Below are 15,845 nucleotides of genomic sequence, written 5' to 3'. Positions count from 1 at the left end.
TTAATATTTCCAATCGTCATCTTGGCGGTCGTCGTCAGAAGGTTTTGTTTTTCCACCACTTTCTCCATCCTTGTATCTAAGATCGTCTTCGATCTGATCCAAAGCTTCCTTCTTCCAAGTAGCTGATTTTTTACCGACAGGACTATCTGGATTTCTGTCAGCCGATTCTTGGAAAACCGCGGCGGCCTTCTCATATTTTCCGCCTCTGAAATAGATGGTTCCTTTTCTAAACATTGCTGCCTGGTCTAAAGTTCCATCTGAGTTTTCCAGAATTTTGTTCAGATATTGAATAGCTTGTTCAGATTTTCCTAAAGCATCATAACTTTCTGCGATATAATACCAGGCTTGTTCTCTAGCTCTTTCGCTAACTCCAATGTCCAATGCTTTCTTCAAGGTTTCGATCGCAGAATAATATTCTTTGCGTACGTATAATTCTCGTCCTTTCTCCAATAGTCCGGAGCGGAATTCCTTATCTACAGCAACCTTATCCGGATCAAAATATGCATCAGACTGAACATAGTCCTCATACACATCGTAAGCAGACCAATCCTTGCCCATTCTACGTAAAGATTTTCCCCATCTGACTCTTGCTTTTACGTTTTCAGGATCTTCTTGTAAGGCCAATACGTAGTTCTTTCTGGACTGATCGTAATTGCCTTTTTTCATGTAATAGTCGGCAATTGCAGATAACGCGTTGGATCTAAGTTTATTGTCTCCAGAAGTCCTGAGTACTTCCTCTAAATGACCTTTTCCTTCTTCGTCTCTGTTTAATAAAAGAAGAAGGTTTCCAAGTCCATAGGCAACCTTAGCTTTCTCTTCACGAGCCAAACCTTCTTTTTGGTTCAACTCTCTGAAAATTCCGAGGGCTCTCATTTTATCGCCGGTTTTATCCAAAGCAGTTGCAAGATCATATTGGATCCTGAAAGAAAGATCAGATCCTACATCCTTAGCGGACAATTCTGCAAAAATATCCAGTGCCTTTTCTGAGGATTTAGGGTTGGAATGTTTTAGGAACTCCTCCCCTTCTCTTACTTTCTCAATGATCCCTTTATTTGTAGAATCTGTATCTTGGATCACCGCAGTGTAAATCCCCGTAAGAAGACCTGCACACACGAATAAAAATCCTGTTACTAATATGATGGAACGGTTCATCTTCTTCCTCCGCTGATCCGGGCCAGACATTGTTTGGTCCAGAACTCGGTTCGTTCCGGATTGTAGTTCTTTGTATCTTTTTGTACGAAGAACTTTAAGGCTTTATTATATTCGCCTTTTTTATAAAAAGACATTCCGAGGAAAAACTTAGCCTTTCCTCTTATATCGATATCGTTTGAACCAGCATAAGGAGCCAATTGTTTTACTGCTTCTCCGTATTCGTTTTTCCAATAAGTAGATCGTAAAACTCGATCGACTTCTTCTTCACTTGGTTCTTCCTGCTCAACGATCAGAGGCTGTTTTTCATTATTCTGAACATTTTGGTTGTTCTGATTATCCTGGGGAACTTGCTCTTCTTCTTTAGGCTCGTTTTTATCAGGCTTATCGTTGTTATCTGCAGTTTGAGTATTATTATCAGTAGAACCTGGGCCACCAATTGCAACATAAGATTGATCCTGAGTCAGAGTGAAGTCTTCCAGATCTCCTCGTTTGACTGTAACACCAAAATACATTGTTCCAGAGTACGGTTTCATCTTAACCATAACGTTAGTATCCGGATGAGAAACTTCTCCCAGTTTCCTAACATTACCACCTAGGAAAGTGGAAACTCCTCCTGACAAAGGTTTGCCCGCTTGATAAATAGAATATACAGTATTTTCGTCCGCGCGATCTGGAGCTTTCCAATCCAAACGAACTCCTCCATCAACTGCATTCGCATTCAGATCCTTAACGTGCATTTCATCATATGCGAATTGAGGATTGGTTACTACCTCATCTTCTTTAGGAGGTTTTCTTTTATCCTGATCATAAACATAAAACTGGCGAATGAATGACTGGTTCTGCACTAAAGGCAAAACTTCTTTCAATCCTTGTTTTACTGAAACACCATAGTATAAAGTTTGAGACTTGGTCAGATCTTGATCCAAGAAAGTATTTTCAGGATGAGAAACTTCCGCTAACTTCTCCGCTTTTCTCATCAATGTCATACTGGACATTGGCTCTGCCGATTTATAGATAGTGTAGATTGTTTCTCCTTGAATTCCTTTTGGATAAGGTTCCCAAGAAATTCGTAGGAACTGGCCTTCTCTTTTTACAGATATATCAGTTACTCGAGCATTATCTGAAAGATACTTTTGTTCTTCAGGCGGAGGTTGATTCGTATTCGTAGCAGGTGGATAATTATTCTGAGTATTGGTCGGAGGATAATTATTTGTTTGAGGTGGCGGATTATTTTCGATTACGATCGGGATCGTAGTGTAGTTACGATTAGCAACTAATCTTACATCCTTCTTCCGTACATGATGAGCTAACACAACCGCGTAATAATATGTTCCGGGTTTCAGATTATAATCATAAATCTGATTCACACCGTTAGCTACACCGCTTGGAAATTTTCCTAAAGAATCTGAGATGTAACATTTTTCAGGGCTATCAATGATAGAAGAAGACCTAGCAACGATAATCTCGCCTGTTTCTCTCGGAGCTTCCCAACTGATACGAACTGATCTGCCGTCTTTAAGGACTTCTACATTAAGAGAATTTGCGACACTTGCGTTATCATTGTCCAGACGAAAGGTGTCCTGGGCATAGATAGAATTTCCCAATGCCATCAGGAAGAATATAGATAGGATCCGGAGTCGAATTTTCATCTGGAAATAAGGTTCCGAATTAGATTATCGGTTGCTACAATGGAAATTTTTACTTCGGTTTTTAGCAGAAAGTGGGGAAAATAATATAAAATGCGCAAGTTACGGAAACTTCCCCCTGCGGTTTGATCTTGACTAATGAAAGCATTCATAAGACATAATACGACTTCCGGCATATAAATGATCGATATAGAATATTATTACGACCCAGAATATCAGAATTTTCTCCTCTCTAGTAAGAGACGTGAGCTTACTCCTCCGGAAACCGTTTTAAAACATTTTTCCCTGAAGGATGTGCAGAATATCGTCGATTTCGGGATGGGCCTCGGTTTCTGGACAGAAACTCTTTTGAAATCGATCCACAAAGAGGGTTGGGTTTGGGGTGCAGAATGCAATCAGGACTTCCTAGACGAAGTATTGCATTGGAAAAATAGAGAAAATATCCAAAGATTTACGCCATTTTACATGGAGAAGGCAGATCGTCCCTTATTGCCTGAATGGATTCCTGTCCCTGAAGTCATTTTTGCTTCCCTAGTACTTTCAACCTTTGCAGACCCTGGACAAGCAATGGACGGTTTAATTCGTTCTATGAAGAAAGGTGGCAAATTGATCGTTCTTGATTGGGTTAAAAACGAATACCCTGTCGGCCCAAGGATTAACGATAAGATCTCTTTAGATAAGATGAAGTTCTTAGCAGAACAGTATAAATTAGAGATCGTTAAAACAGTAAGAATTAGTGAAAACGTTTATGGTTTGGAAATCCAATCCGGCCCTGAATTCGAATACGGGTATTACGATCTAAGAGAAGAGGAAACTTACTCCGAAGAATTGATCAGGTCTTAAAGAAGCGATTTTAAGAGATATTCCCTTAAAATCGCTAATATCTTTTTATTTTAAGTTATAGATTCCGTCTTTAGATGCTTCTTCTAATACAGAATAAATGGTAGTTTTGAAGCCAGCAGGAATTTCTGAACCTGGAGACTTGAAAGGAAGCGCAAAAATAAGTAAAAGTTGGATCCAAGTATTGAAAGTAACATTTCTAATGTATTGTTTCACTACTTTATCTTTTTTATCCTTAAAAGTATAAGTGATCGTAAAATCATCCTTCGCCCAAGCAGGTAAAACAGTAAGTGTCAATCCGCTAATAAAAGCAAGGGCCTGACCGCCGCCACCACCTTGGTCAACTCCTTCGATTTGTAATTTCAAATCAGAAGGTTGTAATGCAGTTGTGGTACCTTTAAAATAACCGGATTCGGAAACATGCTTTTCAAACTCTTTCTGCATTGCTTCGAGAGCATTAGCATTTACCTCTAACGATTGCCCGCTTGGAGAAAAGGATTTCTGAGTATAAGTCACTGAAATAGTTTTATTAGAAGCTTTTTCGGGCTTTTGGTAAGTGGGGCTTTGAAAACCTTCAGGGTATTTGGTAAAAGTAGCACAATTGAACAGTCCTATTACTGCACAAGTAGCTAAAGCCAATTCAATTTTTTTCATTAATTTTGTCTCCATTACTATGTTTTAATATGAATCGATGAGCATTATAATACGAGTCGATCAATGAGGATATCACTTCAGTCCTATCCTCAATTCCACTCGGGAAAACATAATATTTGCTGTAGAAATTTACATCACGAGTATTAAAGAGTTTCTTAACATTTCTAAATAGAACTTTATTATTAGGATTTTTAACAGTCAAATCACACTCGTAGCTCGCTGAATCTGTTGCGATCGCTCCCCCCGCCCAAATATAAATTGTTAAAGTCAAAATTGCTAAGGGAAAGTAAGCAGGATGAGGTTTTCTGATTTCCTCGAAACTGGAGCAGGCAATATTAAAAATTTTATAGTTATGATCCGAAGGCTCTCTATAATTTATATATGCGACCCTTTGGAAATAATTTGCTTTTCGAGCGTATTCTATAACCGCAAGGGTTAAATTATCTTCCTTGGTTTGTACTGAATTAATTCCAGACGGCAAAGTTACTCTTTCTATAAAAATGCTCAAAGGAAGAGGTTGTTTTTGATCTTTTGGATCATTCAAGGAAACCTGAACTGGAATAGTAATGCAGGAAACCAGTGTTAGAAAAGAAAAGAATGCTAAGAATTTCAATTTCATCCGTATAAAAACCTAATTCACTTTTAGGACAGGCCTAACCCAAGAAGGGACAAGTACGCTAACGTTTGAGAATTATTTTTTTGCGGGGCAGTAAGGCAATAAATTTTCTCCTTTTTTCAAGGTTTTGACATATTATAAATATTCGTTTTAGAATTTTATAAAATCAAAATATTCTTTAATATGTATCGAGTAGCAGTCTTCTACATCTCAAAGAGGTGAAAACCACTCAAAAGATATATATTGTTTTTGATTAACCGATCGCGGCAAGAATCCGCGCAGAGACCTTACCTTCTTTGTCGGAGGCATCTGGGATATATTCTCCGATTTCTACGGTTAAGAATTGTCCTGGGCTTAAACTTTTCAGATCATTTTCAGGAATTACTGCTTTCAGATAATTATCAGTAACTGCAATTCCTCCGCCTTCCAAAACTGCCTCTCTCTTTTTAGAGAATTGGCTTTCTGCATATTTACGGTGCAGCCTTTGAGAAAGATCCATCAGAGTATGAACCCTTTCCTTTTTAGTTTCTTTAGAAACGGTTTCAGGGAATTGCTCCGCAGAAGTATTCTTGCGAACAGAGAAAGGGAATGCATGTATTTTAGAAAAACCCAATTCTTCTAAGATTGAAGTAGAATCCGCAAAGTCTTGTTCCGTTTCTCCAGGGAAACCAACGATCACATCTGTTCCTAAGAACAGATCCGGAACTTTAGATTTAGCGAGCTCTATCCTTTTACGGAAAGTTTCAGGATTATAACTACGTTTCATCCTTTTTAGGATCTCTTTACTTCCACTTTGTAAAGGAACATGTAAGAATGGAGTAAATCTAGGATGAGTAAGAAGTTCAGCAAGTTCCACACCCACATCAGGTGGTTCGATGGAAGAAAGCCTAAGTCTAGAGTATTCTAATTTATTCAGGATTGCTTCGAGCATTTTAGGAAATGCCTTTCTACCTTCTCCATCTCTATACCAACCTAGGTTCACACCTGTGAGGATAATCTCTCCTACTCCATTATCTTGTAAGAAGGAGACCTGATCTAGTACATCTTTCCAATTTCGGGAGACACCTTTTCCTCTTGCTTGAGGAATTTTACAATAGGAACATTGGCGATCACAACCGTCCTGGATCTTTAAATATGCTCTTGTATGTCCGTTAGGTAGAACATCAGAATATGCAAATCGATCAGAAACTGTTTGGATATGAGAAGAATCTGCGCCTTCTTTTTCTAAGATCAACCTAGGTAAATCCGATTTGTTCTCATTACCAATCACACCCGCGATACCAGGAATTGACTCTATAGATTCTTTATCAGTTTGTGCATAACAGCCGGTTACCCAGACCTGAGCACCTGGGTATCTTTTGATCGCATTTCGAATAATATTACGATTTCTTGAATCTGCTTTATTTGTGACGGTACATGTATTGACCACCACCACATCCGGAATATCCTCTCCAGCAGCCACGGAATATCCGTGTTTACTCAAAGAAGAAAATAAACCGTCTGACTCAAAAAAATTGAGCCTACAACCTAAGGTATGAAATAGTACCTTTTTTTCACCCGGCGGAAAGGGCATTGATCCTTGCCTCTATTCTTCTGATATTACCTTTTATTTTTTCATCGTCAGGTTTTATCTTAAGTGCTGATTCTAATTGTTCTTTAGCATTTCTTAATTGTTCGAGGGCCTTTTTGATATTCCCTCTTTTTGCTTCTTGGTTTCCCGCTTTTTCGTAAACTAATCCTAAGTTATTTAACACGTTAGGATTATTAGGAACTAAGGACTGAGCCCATTTCAAACTGACTTCTGCTTTTTCTGCGCTTCCTAAATAGAAGTATACCTGAGCTTCTAAAACAAGAGGGCGATAATCGTTTCCATCTTCCGCTTTTAGTTTTTCGATAATATATAATGCTTCTCTTGCTTTATTATTATATAATAAGGCAGTCGCATATAATAGTCTTACTTCTCTGTTCTTAGGATTAGATTGGTAAGAATTATAAATGATCTCTAATGCGTCGGAATTCCTACCTGCTTGGATCAAATATCTGGCAAAATCCAAGCTAACCGCAGGATCTCCAGGTTTTAGTTTTAATGCTTCGGACCAGTGAGTGGCTGCGGATTTATTTCTTCCTGCATTATAATGACAGAATGCCGCTAAGTAATGAGTGTCGTAAGATCTTTTACCTTGTTCGTGAAGTACACGAATGATCTCTAGAGCTTTTTCTGAATTTCCCTTTTGGAATTCTGCTAATGCTGTTTGATAATCCGGTTCGCTCTGAGCGAAACTATTCCCCGCGGAAAAAACAAATAGTATCAGTGTAAGTAGGAGTATTTTTCCTTTGTGCATCTTTTGGTCACTTTTTATAGGCGGGAAAAATTTTAGGTGGGGACCCCCATTGATTTTGTATTTAGACAATCAATTAAGGAATGAAATGGCTCCACCGGGTCGATGAATACGATTATACTCGGATATCGTATAGAAAGGAAATGTTCTATTCTTTCCTCAGATACGATCTGAAAATCACCTGTTTCTAAAACAGGTAAACCATCCAAGTTTCTGTAGATCTCGTATTCCTCTTGATCGAGGAAATCAGTCAACAGCATATAACCGGATCCGAAGTAGACCCCGCCTTGGAAGTAGTATTTGTAGAGGACGCGTACCTCGGGAAGAAATAAATCAGGCTGGAAAACGCATAGGGAAATTTTTTCGATCCCGGCAACGGTTCTGATCTTACGTAGATGAAACCATACCTTACGGACTAAAAGGTAAAGGAGCACAAATATAATGGGAATCAGGTACGGCATAGACCCTCTCCAATAAAGTCTCCCTTTTTAGATCAAAAGCCCTCCTTTCGTCTCCGGAGGGAGGGCAAAGATCTTTTACACTAGCGCAGGTTCTTCGGAACGCTCCGGATTGTTCGGAGAGCTTCCTCCGTCTGAACCTTGATCTGCAGGTTTATAATCTGTCCAAGCTTCTTCCAAGAAGTCCAGTTTGCCCTCTTTGAAAGCAACTGTGATCTTGGTAGGCTCTTTGTAAGCGCCTTTCAAGGTTTGGACTGCCATATAATCTTCTAACTCGCGTTGGAATACTCTGCGTAATGGACGTGCTCCGAACTTCTCGTCGTATCCGATATCCATGAAGTGATCCTTCGCTTCTTGAGTCAGGTCTATCTTGATCTTCTTGTCCAATAATCTCTTATTGGTGTCTCTGATCATGATATCCATAATCGCCATAAGTTCTTCTTTTCTGAGAGGTTTGAAGTAAACAACCTCATCCACCCTGTTCAAGAACTCTGGGTTGAAATGTTTTTTCAACTGCTCACGAGCTTGGTCTGACTTATACTTGTCGGTCTCTCCGGAACGATCTTCGAATCCTAAACGAACTGTGCTGGAAATTTCCTTAGCACCGATGTTAGAAGTCATGATGATAATCGCATCTCTGAAGTTTACCTTACGACCTTTAGTATCAGTCAGGTTACCTTCTTCCATTACTTGGAGAAGAACGTTGAAAATATCATGGTGAGCTTTTTCGATCTCATCCAATAGAATGATTGAATACGGTTTTTTGCGAACGAACTCAGTCAATTGTCCGCCATCATCGTAACCAACATAACCTGGAGGAGCTCCGATCAATCTACTGACTGCATGCGGTTCCATGTATTCAGACATGTCCACACGAAGCATAGCATCTTGGTCTCCGAACAAGAACTCAGCAAGTGCCTTAGCTAACTCAGTCTTACCAACTCCTGTTGGTCCTAAGAAGATAAAGGATCCGGTAGGTCTACGCTCTGCTTTGAACCCTGTGCGTGCTCTACGAACAGATTTTGCGATCTTCTCGATAGCTTCGTCCTGACCGACAACTCTTAGTTTAAGCTCTTCTTCCAAACGAAGTAGTCTAGAAGATTCGTTTTCTTCCATTCTTTGTAATGGAATTCCGGTCCACTGAGAAACTACGGAAAGAATATCGTCTTCGTCGATAGAAACTGCAAAATCATCCAGTTTCTCCTGCCAAGATCTGATCTTTTCTTCCAGAACTTGTTTCTTACGATTTACTTCGTCGCGAACTCCGGCAGCTTTTTCATACTCTTGAGAACGAACTAGATCTTCTTTCTTTTGAGAAAGTGATTTGATCTCTTCTTCCAAGTCTTTTACTGCTTGAGGACGAGCGCAATTTGCAAGTCTTGCTTTTGCACCCGCTTCGTCGATGATGTCGATCGCCTTGTCAGGTAGATATCTATCATTGATATATCTATGTGATAACTTAACGGATTGTTCCAAAGCACGATCCGAATAACGCACCTTGTGGTGAGCTTCGTATGCTTTTTTGAGTCCGGTAAGGATTTGGATAGCATCGTCTACAGAAGGTTCTGCAACTTTTACTACTTGGAACCTTCTTTCTAACGCAGAATCACGCTCGATATACTTGCGGTATTCAGTGCTAGTTGTAGCTCCGATACATTGCAATTCCCCTCTTGCAAGTGCAGGTTTTAGGATATTTGCTGCGTCCACAGCCCCTTCTGCAGCACCTGCTCCGATAAGAGTATGCAACTCATCGATGAATATGATGATATTATTAGAAGAAGAAATTTCTTTCATGATCTTCTTTAATCTTTCTTCGAATTCTCCGCGATACTTTGTTCCTGCGATCAAGCTTGCAAGATCCAAGGAAAGTACACGTTTATCAAATAGAAGATCCGGAACATTCTTCTCTACAATTGCAAGTGCGAGTCCTTCTACGATAGCTGTTTTACCAACGCCGGACTCTCCCACTAATACTGGATTATTCTTAGTTTTACGAGAAAGGATTTGGATCACCCTTTGGATCTCGTTAGCTCTTCCTACAACTGGATCCAATTTTTTATCTCTGGCTAGTTGAGTTAGATCTCTCGCAAACTCATCCAAGATTGGCGTTTTAGTTTTTTCGGCGCGAGGAGTTCCAGGCTGAGCGGTTGGTTGACTGGATACACCAACTGTGCTTGTAGGAGGAGCGCCTAACAGACGTAATATCTCTCCTTTGATCACATTATAATTCACGCTAAAGGAGTATAACGCTCCGCCTGCGATATTATTATTATCTCTCAATAATGCGAGAAGGATATGCTCTGTGCCCACATAGTTGTGTTTCAGACGTTTGGCTTCTTCCTTAGATAGTTCGATAATCTTTTGGTATCGATCCTGTCCTTGGGCCATGTCCATCAACAATGTGCCGGAGTTCTCCCTGGTCCTGCGCTCTACTTCTTTACGAAGTTCGTTCAGGTTGATGTTCAGGTTATTCAGTATTTTTATCGCGACTGAATCTTCTTCCTTTAACAATCCTAATAAGATATGTTCAGGGCCGATAAATTCACTGCCAAGACGTTTTGCTTCGTCCTGCGCGATCTCGTTGATTACTCGTTTTGCTCTTTTAGTAAATTCCAACATAATTGCACGCCCTTCCTGATGGGTTCTGTAGGTTAGACTGTATTCGCATCCAATTTCCAACTGGGAGCCGGAATCTCCCTTAAAGAATATATCGGACTAGTTAACCAAAAAGGATTACGGGGCAAATGAGGCTTTTGTCCCTTCTTTTCCGCTTATTACCAGTAAGGCTAAATACGAAACCAAATTGAAAAAGGAATTTTTTCTATTTGGGCCGAAATTTTTTCGGAAAAAGACCAATCTGCCCTTCAATTCTTCCCGATAGAAGCCCCAGTCCGTAGGCAGCCTAAAATCCCTTAACTCTCCCGAGTCCGCAAGTCTTGCCGGAATAGAAACAGAAAGTTTGTCTCCAAAACCGGAGTTTGTAGGACAGGAATTGATGAATCCGATCCCTTTTTGAAAATCAAACTTATCTTCTGCCTCGAATTTCGCTAAAAATTCGGATTTTAGGACAGAGTTTAACTCAAGCAAGGAATCAGTCACATATTCCCAGCGAATATGATCCTCGTCGCCCATCACTAATGTCCCTGAATTCCAGGGAATTCTTTGTTTTAATTCTAGGTTCTGACGTTTTTTTACCTGATTCAGATCTTCAGTTTGGGAATCATTCTCTTCTAAAAATGACTTTAGGAACTGGTTCGTTTTTTCAGTACGTTTTGTATAAGTAGAATGTTTCGGATTTCTAGCGATACGAAACCTATACGTAAATGGCAAACGATAAGAATCTATATAGGCCAAACCTTCTTCCCAATTTGTTTTTCTGAATTTTTCCCAGGTTGAGATTGCAGTAAAATGAGAAGGAGGTTCCCAATCAGAAGGGGCCTGGATTGGAATAAACTTAGTATATTCTTCTCCCAGAAATTGGATACAGTGAGCACATCCTATCTTCCCCCGATTTTTCCAGTCGAGAAGGGATAAGCCGCAATAAATACAGCCATCCATAAATATTTATACCGTTTGTGGGACCACTGCGGGTTTGAGTTTTCCTTGGAAGATCTGGTTTCTTTTATGAGCGAGTGCTGCCAGTTCCATATCGTGGGTCACTAGTATTAGACTGAATTTAAGATCCTTTTGTAATTCTTGGATCAGATTCATTAGGTTTCTAGAATTTTCTCTATCCAAGTTTCCGGTAGGTTCGTCCGCAAGTATGAGTTTTTTTCCGGCGACTAAGGCTCTTGCCACACCTACTCTAGCACTCTCTCCTCCGGATAATTGAGAAGGATGAGAATGTATCCTTTCTTTCAGTCCAACTTTCTCCAACATGGAGATAGCTTCTTTCTCCGCTTTAAAAGTAGAATAACCTTTGATCAAAAGCGGGATGCTCACATTTTCCAATGCTGAAAAGTCGGGAAGAAGAAGATGATGTTGGAAGATGAATGCAATCTTCTCCGCGCGGAAACTTTCTTTTCCTTTCTCATCTAAATTGTTTAAGTTGATACCACAGATTTCGATCTCACCTGAATCGAAGCTGTCCATTGCACCGAGTATATTGAGAAGAGTCGACTTTCCAATCCCGGATTTCCCTTCAATGGAGAAGATCTCGCCTTCTTCCACATCCATATCTAATCCATCTAGAACGGAAAATTCCTTTTCTAGGATATGATACTTTTTAACCAGATTTCGGATCTTAATAATACTCACGTTAGTCGTTCCTTATGGTATCGACAGGATTCAAGCTGGCAGCCCATCTTGCGGGGAAGTATCCGGCGATCCCGGAAAGTATCGTAGCAGCAGTAGTTACCATAAAAATAAAAGGTATATTGATATCTACAGGCAGTTTATCAAAATAATAGATACGCTTGGGAACTAACTCTACAGGAGTCCAATCGGAACCAGTGAAAGAAGGTCCCAGTAAATTGATAATCTCTTCAATATAACCTATAATAGTATCGAGAGAGTTTGCCAAGAACACTCCTCCAACACCTCCGGTCAAAGAAGCTAAGATCCCCACAAGCATTGCATTCAATGTAAAAATCAAAAGAATATCAGAAGCAGGAAGTCCAAGTGCTTTGAGCACTCCGATAGACTTTCGTTTTGCTCGCACTAAAGAATATACCGAAGCGACCATTCCAAGTGCGGCCAAGATAATAAATAAGAAAACGATAATAGAGATGATTGTCTTTTCTAACTGTAAAGCTGCTAAAAGATTTTCTTGCTCTTCTGCAATGGTTCTAACGGATAATGAAGAAGCTGCATCAATTTCTTGTTCAAACTCTAAACTATTAAAAAGTTTATACAATTTACGTTTACTGATCGCAAGATCATCCAAAGATTTAGCCTTGATAGTGATCTGATTTACAGAATCTTTCATTTTGAAAAATTTCTGAGCAACAGGCAATGCCATATAAACAAAGCTAGAATCGAACTTATAATTCCCAGTTTTGAAAAATCCGGATACTCTGAAATTTTGAACGCTTACTTCGACCCCTTTTCCGAGAGAAAACCTTCCCCCCGGAACCGCTAAAGTAAGTTGTTTGCCTAAACTAAAATTGTAAAGGTCCTCCATCTCTTTTCCCAAGATGATATAACTTTCGCGGTTTAGATGACCTAACTCTTCTCTATCGTAATGAACGATTCTCGGGAAGTTATGAAGTTTATGTTCTATCAATTCGTCCACACTTGGAATAGCTACTGCCTTGATAAGAACTGGATAAAATACGTTATATCGTTGGATGAGTCCGTGGCTTTGGATCCCGCCTTCCACAGAAATGATCCTATCTTTTAGTTCAGGATCGTTTTGTATATATTTGATGATCTTTTGGTAGTCTCGGATCTCTCCGCCATTGGAACTACTTTCAATTGTAATATGTTCGCCACCTTGCCACAGGGATTCCTTAAGTTGTCTTTGGAATCCATTGAAGATGGAAAGTACTACGATAAGCAGGGCAACTCCGACGGCCATTACGATAAACGAAATCCTGGACTTGATCGAAAGTAGTCCTGTGACTCTGGATCCTCGGATATAGCGGGAAGTGAGAAGTAGGATTAGGGGGGATCTATGAAAGAAGAAATTCATCAGTTGGGCGGCTGAAATTAAACAAATCCGCAAATTTCCTTAGTTTGACAATTATCAGATTCCGATGCAGGATGTCAAAAAAAAGTCGATACCGATTTGGCCTCATAGTAGTATCGGTGTTTCATTCGAAATTTTATGCCATCCGAACAAGTATATTCCTTATTATTCCAGTCTAGGGACTCGACATCCTCACTTTACATCTTATTTGGGGGAATTGTAGATCCGGTTTCCAGTCGAATCGATAGATTCGAAGTAGTGGCCGTAGGAAACAGCGAGTTGATCAATATTCCGTTATCCGGAACCACCTTCAAAGATATCACCAATGTCTGCCAAAAGATCAAATACGAAGGCAAACAACTTAAAAACCTTACGAATAAACTTCAGGAATTATTCCAAAATAGTGGGCGCTCCGACGATTTTATGGAGCAGCTCATTCATTATATCAATAAACGTGAAGACGATAAAATCAAATACCTGATCAACCAGATCCAAAACCAAGCAATGGGAAATTCCAAACCTGATATCAGTCTTTGGTATTCTTTAATCAATCGTGACAAGATTGATGAAGCAGGTTCCGGAAAATCTTCCTTTGAATCTCTGGACTCTGAAGAAGCACATGAAGATTCTGCTCCCGAAGAAGCCCCGACAATCCCAATTGGAGTTCCAACAGGTATAGATGCTTCGATTCCGCCAACTGCTTCAAGGGTTCAGTTCAAATTTATCCTTTCTCCCGTTTCTGGAATTCCAGTCAACCAGCTCAAACCTGGTGACCAAATCGTAGTACAACTTACAGGAAGTGATCCTACAACTATGGGAATCATAGATTCTATGAAACTCAAAACGGAAGACGGAAGTATCAAACCTATTCCTGCCACAGTCGTCGCCACAGAAAACAAAGGTGTGGAGAATGAAACCGTTGTCAAAATAGGGAACGATGTCTTCGGTAAAATTTACGAAGAAGAAAATTCCATCAAGGTCCGTCTTTACACAGGAGAAAAACCTGTCGCTAAATCCGGCGGATCAAGTGCTTCTGCGGCTTCTAGCGCTTCCTTAGAGGCAGGAGAATCCAGTCTACTTCTGACTGTACTAATCGCTTTGGGAGTTGTAGGAATTGGAATGATCGCGATTTTTGTATTCTTACTTTAAGTCAGGTATTTCTCTCAGAACTTTTTGGATGGAGAGAATCCAGCTTAGTAAAATCATAGCCCTATCAACGGATCCGATATGAAATCTCGCATTAAATTGACCATCACTTACATTATCCCTTTCGTTCTTCTATTGGTCAGCGGATTTCAACTTTTCCTTCAACCTACATTTTTAAATACAAACGACACTTCTACTATGGAAGCGTTATTAGACGGAACAGCAAGGGAGCCAATCTCCGGATTTTATTTCCAAGGTGGCGCGATCTCTCAGATGCTTCTGACTGAAAACATCTTAAAAGAAATAGAAGATCCAAGTCTTCCGAATGATTCTCAACCTGAAGAAATTAAAAACAGATTGGGAAGAGTTCTACTCGGTCAAAGATTGCAAATCTTCTTTTATGTATTCTTAGCAATTCTTTCTCTGACTTCTTTTCTTTCTCTTTATTTCAGAGCATTTTTCTATGCCTTCTTAAATCGAATTCTATATTTTTTCGGTTTTATTCACGGACTTTTCAGCATGCCGAATATCGCTCTGGCCGGCGCAAGTTCAGGAAGGACAGAAGATCTTGTTTGGGTGATACCTTCTCTATTCTTAGCATTTGCTTGGATTATAGGTATGGTTTATTTAATGTTCACCATCGGAAAACTTTTCTCTAAAGATGAAGCGGATCGTTTTCATTCTCTTAAAAATTTAAGAGAAGACGAATCGGAATTTAGGTCTGAAAATAATCGAAACAATTCTTTTGCTACTGCACTTCTACACTTTTTGGGTATTGTAGCATTAGGTACTTTGATCGGGAATATAGTTTATATTCCATTATTTGTTCTTCAAAAAAATTATTCTGAACCGTTTGGGATTTTGATCGCAGGAGCGGTTATCGCTGTTTCAGCATTTTATATCCGAAATTATCTTAAATTCGGAAGAAGTTCCGAGCTAAGTACTTACCAGAACTTGGCGTTAGGGATCAGTTATTTACAGGTAAGATTTATTAGAATCGCTTTGATGATTCTTTTGGTTCTGGTCTTGGTAATTGTATTTATTCTTTTCTTATTCAATCTACTTACTATCAACTTTGGGATCTTAGAATCCTTGTTTCCATCCATCGATAGTAGACAAAATCTCTAAAGCGTTCTTTCCCAGCCAATAACAAAGAACAATATGAGAAAAAGATAAAGCAGAATAACTTAATCTGTCCAGAACCCTTCTGAACGCGATAAATATTCCTAGATGAGTCACCATCAAGGAAAGTATAAGGCCTTCTCCTGCATAATGATTCAATGTAAGATAAAAACTTAAATAAACTGTGATGATAACGAATCCCCAGGCTACAAACTTCTCCAGTTTGAGATGCCTTGGGTCCAT

General features: G+C 39.5%; 15 protein-coding genes. 3 read left to right on the top strand and 12 right to left on the bottom strand.

Features of this window, described 5'->3' with window-relative positions; all coding sequences use genetic code 11:
• Together B1C82_RS12165 and B1C82_RS12160 are read right to left on the bottom strand one after the other, a co-directional pair.
• Positions 1 to 1,152 carry a tetratricopeptide repeat protein gene (locus B1C82_RS12165; RefSeq protein WP_086447820.1) on the bottom strand — a complete coding sequence of 384 codons (1,152 nt, stop codon included), beginning with the start codon at positions 1,150 to 1,152 and terminating at the stop codon, positions 1 to 3.
• Positions 1,149 to 2,801 carry a hypothetical protein gene (locus B1C82_RS12160; RefSeq protein ID WP_086447819.1) on the bottom strand — a complete coding sequence of 551 codons (1,653 nt, stop codon included), beginning with the start codon at positions 2,799 to 2,801 and terminating at the stop codon, positions 1,149 to 1,151. Before B1C82_RS12160 ends, B1C82_RS12165 begins: the two co-directional genes overlap by 4 nt.
• A gap of 177 nt (positions 2,802 to 2,978) precedes the next feature.
• Between B1C82_RS12160 and B1C82_RS12155 the strand changes: the two genes are divergently transcribed.
• A complete protein-coding gene (locus B1C82_RS12155; protein WP_086447818.1) occupies positions 2,979 to 3,641 on the top strand; it encodes a class I SAM-dependent methyltransferase in 663 nt (220 codons plus the stop codon).
• A 45-nt stretch (positions 3,642 to 3,686) separates the two neighbouring features.
• On the opposite strand, the gene B1C82_RS12150 is transcribed toward B1C82_RS12155, so the two are convergent.
• From B1C82_RS12150 to B1C82_RS12110, 9 genes are all read right to left on the bottom strand, one after another.
• Positions 3,687 to 4,292 (bottom strand): hypothetical protein, encoded by a 606-nt coding sequence (locus tag B1C82_RS12150; RefSeq protein WP_086447817.1) that lies wholly within the window; start codon positions 4,290 to 4,292, stop codon positions 3,687 to 3,689.
• Positions 4,279 to 4,911: a hypothetical protein gene (locus B1C82_RS12145; RefSeq protein WP_157894127.1), complete on the bottom strand. Its 633-nt coding sequence runs from the start codon at positions 4,909 to 4,911 to the stop codon at positions 4,279 to 4,281. Before B1C82_RS12145 ends, B1C82_RS12150 begins: the two co-directional genes overlap by 14 nt.
• A 250-nt stretch (positions 4,912 to 5,161) precedes the next feature.
• Complete coding sequence (gene mtaB, locus B1C82_RS12140; RefSeq protein ID WP_086447815.1) at positions 5,162 to 6,481, bottom strand: tRNA (N(6)-L-threonylcarbamoyladenosine(37)-C(2))-methylthiotransferase MtaB; 1,320 nt, start codon at positions 6,479 to 6,481, stop codon at positions 5,162 to 5,164.
• Positions 6,462 to 7,250, bottom strand: coding sequence for a tetratricopeptide repeat protein (locus tag B1C82_RS12135; RefSeq protein WP_086447814.1), 789 nt, complete (start codon positions 7,248 to 7,250; stop codon positions 6,462 to 6,464). Before B1C82_RS12135 ends, mtaB begins: the two co-directional genes overlap by 20 nt.
• Positions 7,251 to 7,282: 32 nt before the next feature.
• On the bottom strand, positions 7,283 to 7,708 hold the full coding sequence (locus B1C82_RS12130) for a hypothetical protein (protein WP_020769211.1): 426 nt from the start codon (positions 7,706 to 7,708) through the stop codon (positions 7,283 to 7,285).
• 75 nt (positions 7,709 to 7,783) lie between these two features.
• The gene (locus B1C82_RS12125) at positions 7,784 to 10,324 is read right to left on the bottom strand and encodes an ATP-dependent Clp protease ATP-binding subunit (RefSeq protein WP_086447813.1); all 2,541 of its coding nucleotides are present in this window, start codon (positions 10,322 to 10,324) and stop codon (positions 7,784 to 7,786) included.
• Between the two features lie 114 nt (positions 10,325 to 10,438).
• Positions 10,439 to 11,263: an ATP--guanido phosphotransferase gene (locus B1C82_RS12120; protein WP_199775758.1), complete on the bottom strand. Its 825-nt coding sequence runs from the start codon at positions 11,261 to 11,263 to the stop codon at positions 10,439 to 10,441.
• Between the two features lie 6 nt (positions 11,264 to 11,269).
• Positions 11,270 to 11,962, bottom strand: a complete 693-nt coding sequence (locus tag B1C82_RS12115) for an ABC transporter ATP-binding protein (protein ID WP_086447812.1) — start codon at positions 11,960 to 11,962, stop codon at positions 11,270 to 11,272.
• A gap of 1 nt (position 11,963) precedes the next feature.
• Positions 11,964 to 13,337: an ABC transporter permease gene (locus B1C82_RS12110; protein ID WP_086447811.1), complete on the bottom strand. Its 1,374-nt coding sequence runs from the start codon at positions 13,335 to 13,337 to the stop codon at positions 11,964 to 11,966.
• Between the two features lie 135 nt (positions 13,338 to 13,472).
• Here B1C82_RS12110 and B1C82_RS12105 point away from each other — a divergent pair, with 135 nt between their 5' ends.
• Together B1C82_RS12105 and B1C82_RS12100 are read left to right on the top strand one after the other, a co-directional pair.
• A complete protein-coding gene (locus B1C82_RS12105) occupies positions 13,473 to 14,483 on the top strand; it encodes a hypothetical protein (RefSeq protein ID WP_086447810.1) in 1,011 nt (336 codons plus the stop codon).
• A 78-nt stretch (positions 14,484 to 14,561) separates the two neighbouring features.
• Positions 14,562 to 15,608: an LIC_10230 family protein gene (locus B1C82_RS12100; protein ID WP_086447809.1), complete on the top strand. Its 1,047-nt coding sequence runs from the start codon at positions 14,562 to 14,564 to the stop codon at positions 15,606 to 15,608.
• Here B1C82_RS12100 and B1C82_RS12095 read toward each other — a convergent pair.
• Positions 15,564 to 15,845 (bottom strand): hypothetical protein, encoded by a 282-nt coding sequence (locus B1C82_RS12095; protein ID WP_086447808.1) that lies wholly within the window; start codon positions 15,843 to 15,845, stop codon positions 15,564 to 15,566. The genes B1C82_RS12100 and B1C82_RS12095 overlap by 45 nt on opposite strands.

It is taken from the genome of Leptospira venezuelensis, from assembly GCF_002150035.1.
In the GTDB taxonomy this organism is placed as follows: Bacteria; Spirochaetota; Leptospiria; order Leptospirales; family Leptospiraceae; genus Leptospira_B; species Leptospira_B venezuelensis.
This window is presented reverse-complemented; position numbering and strand designations above follow the sequence as displayed.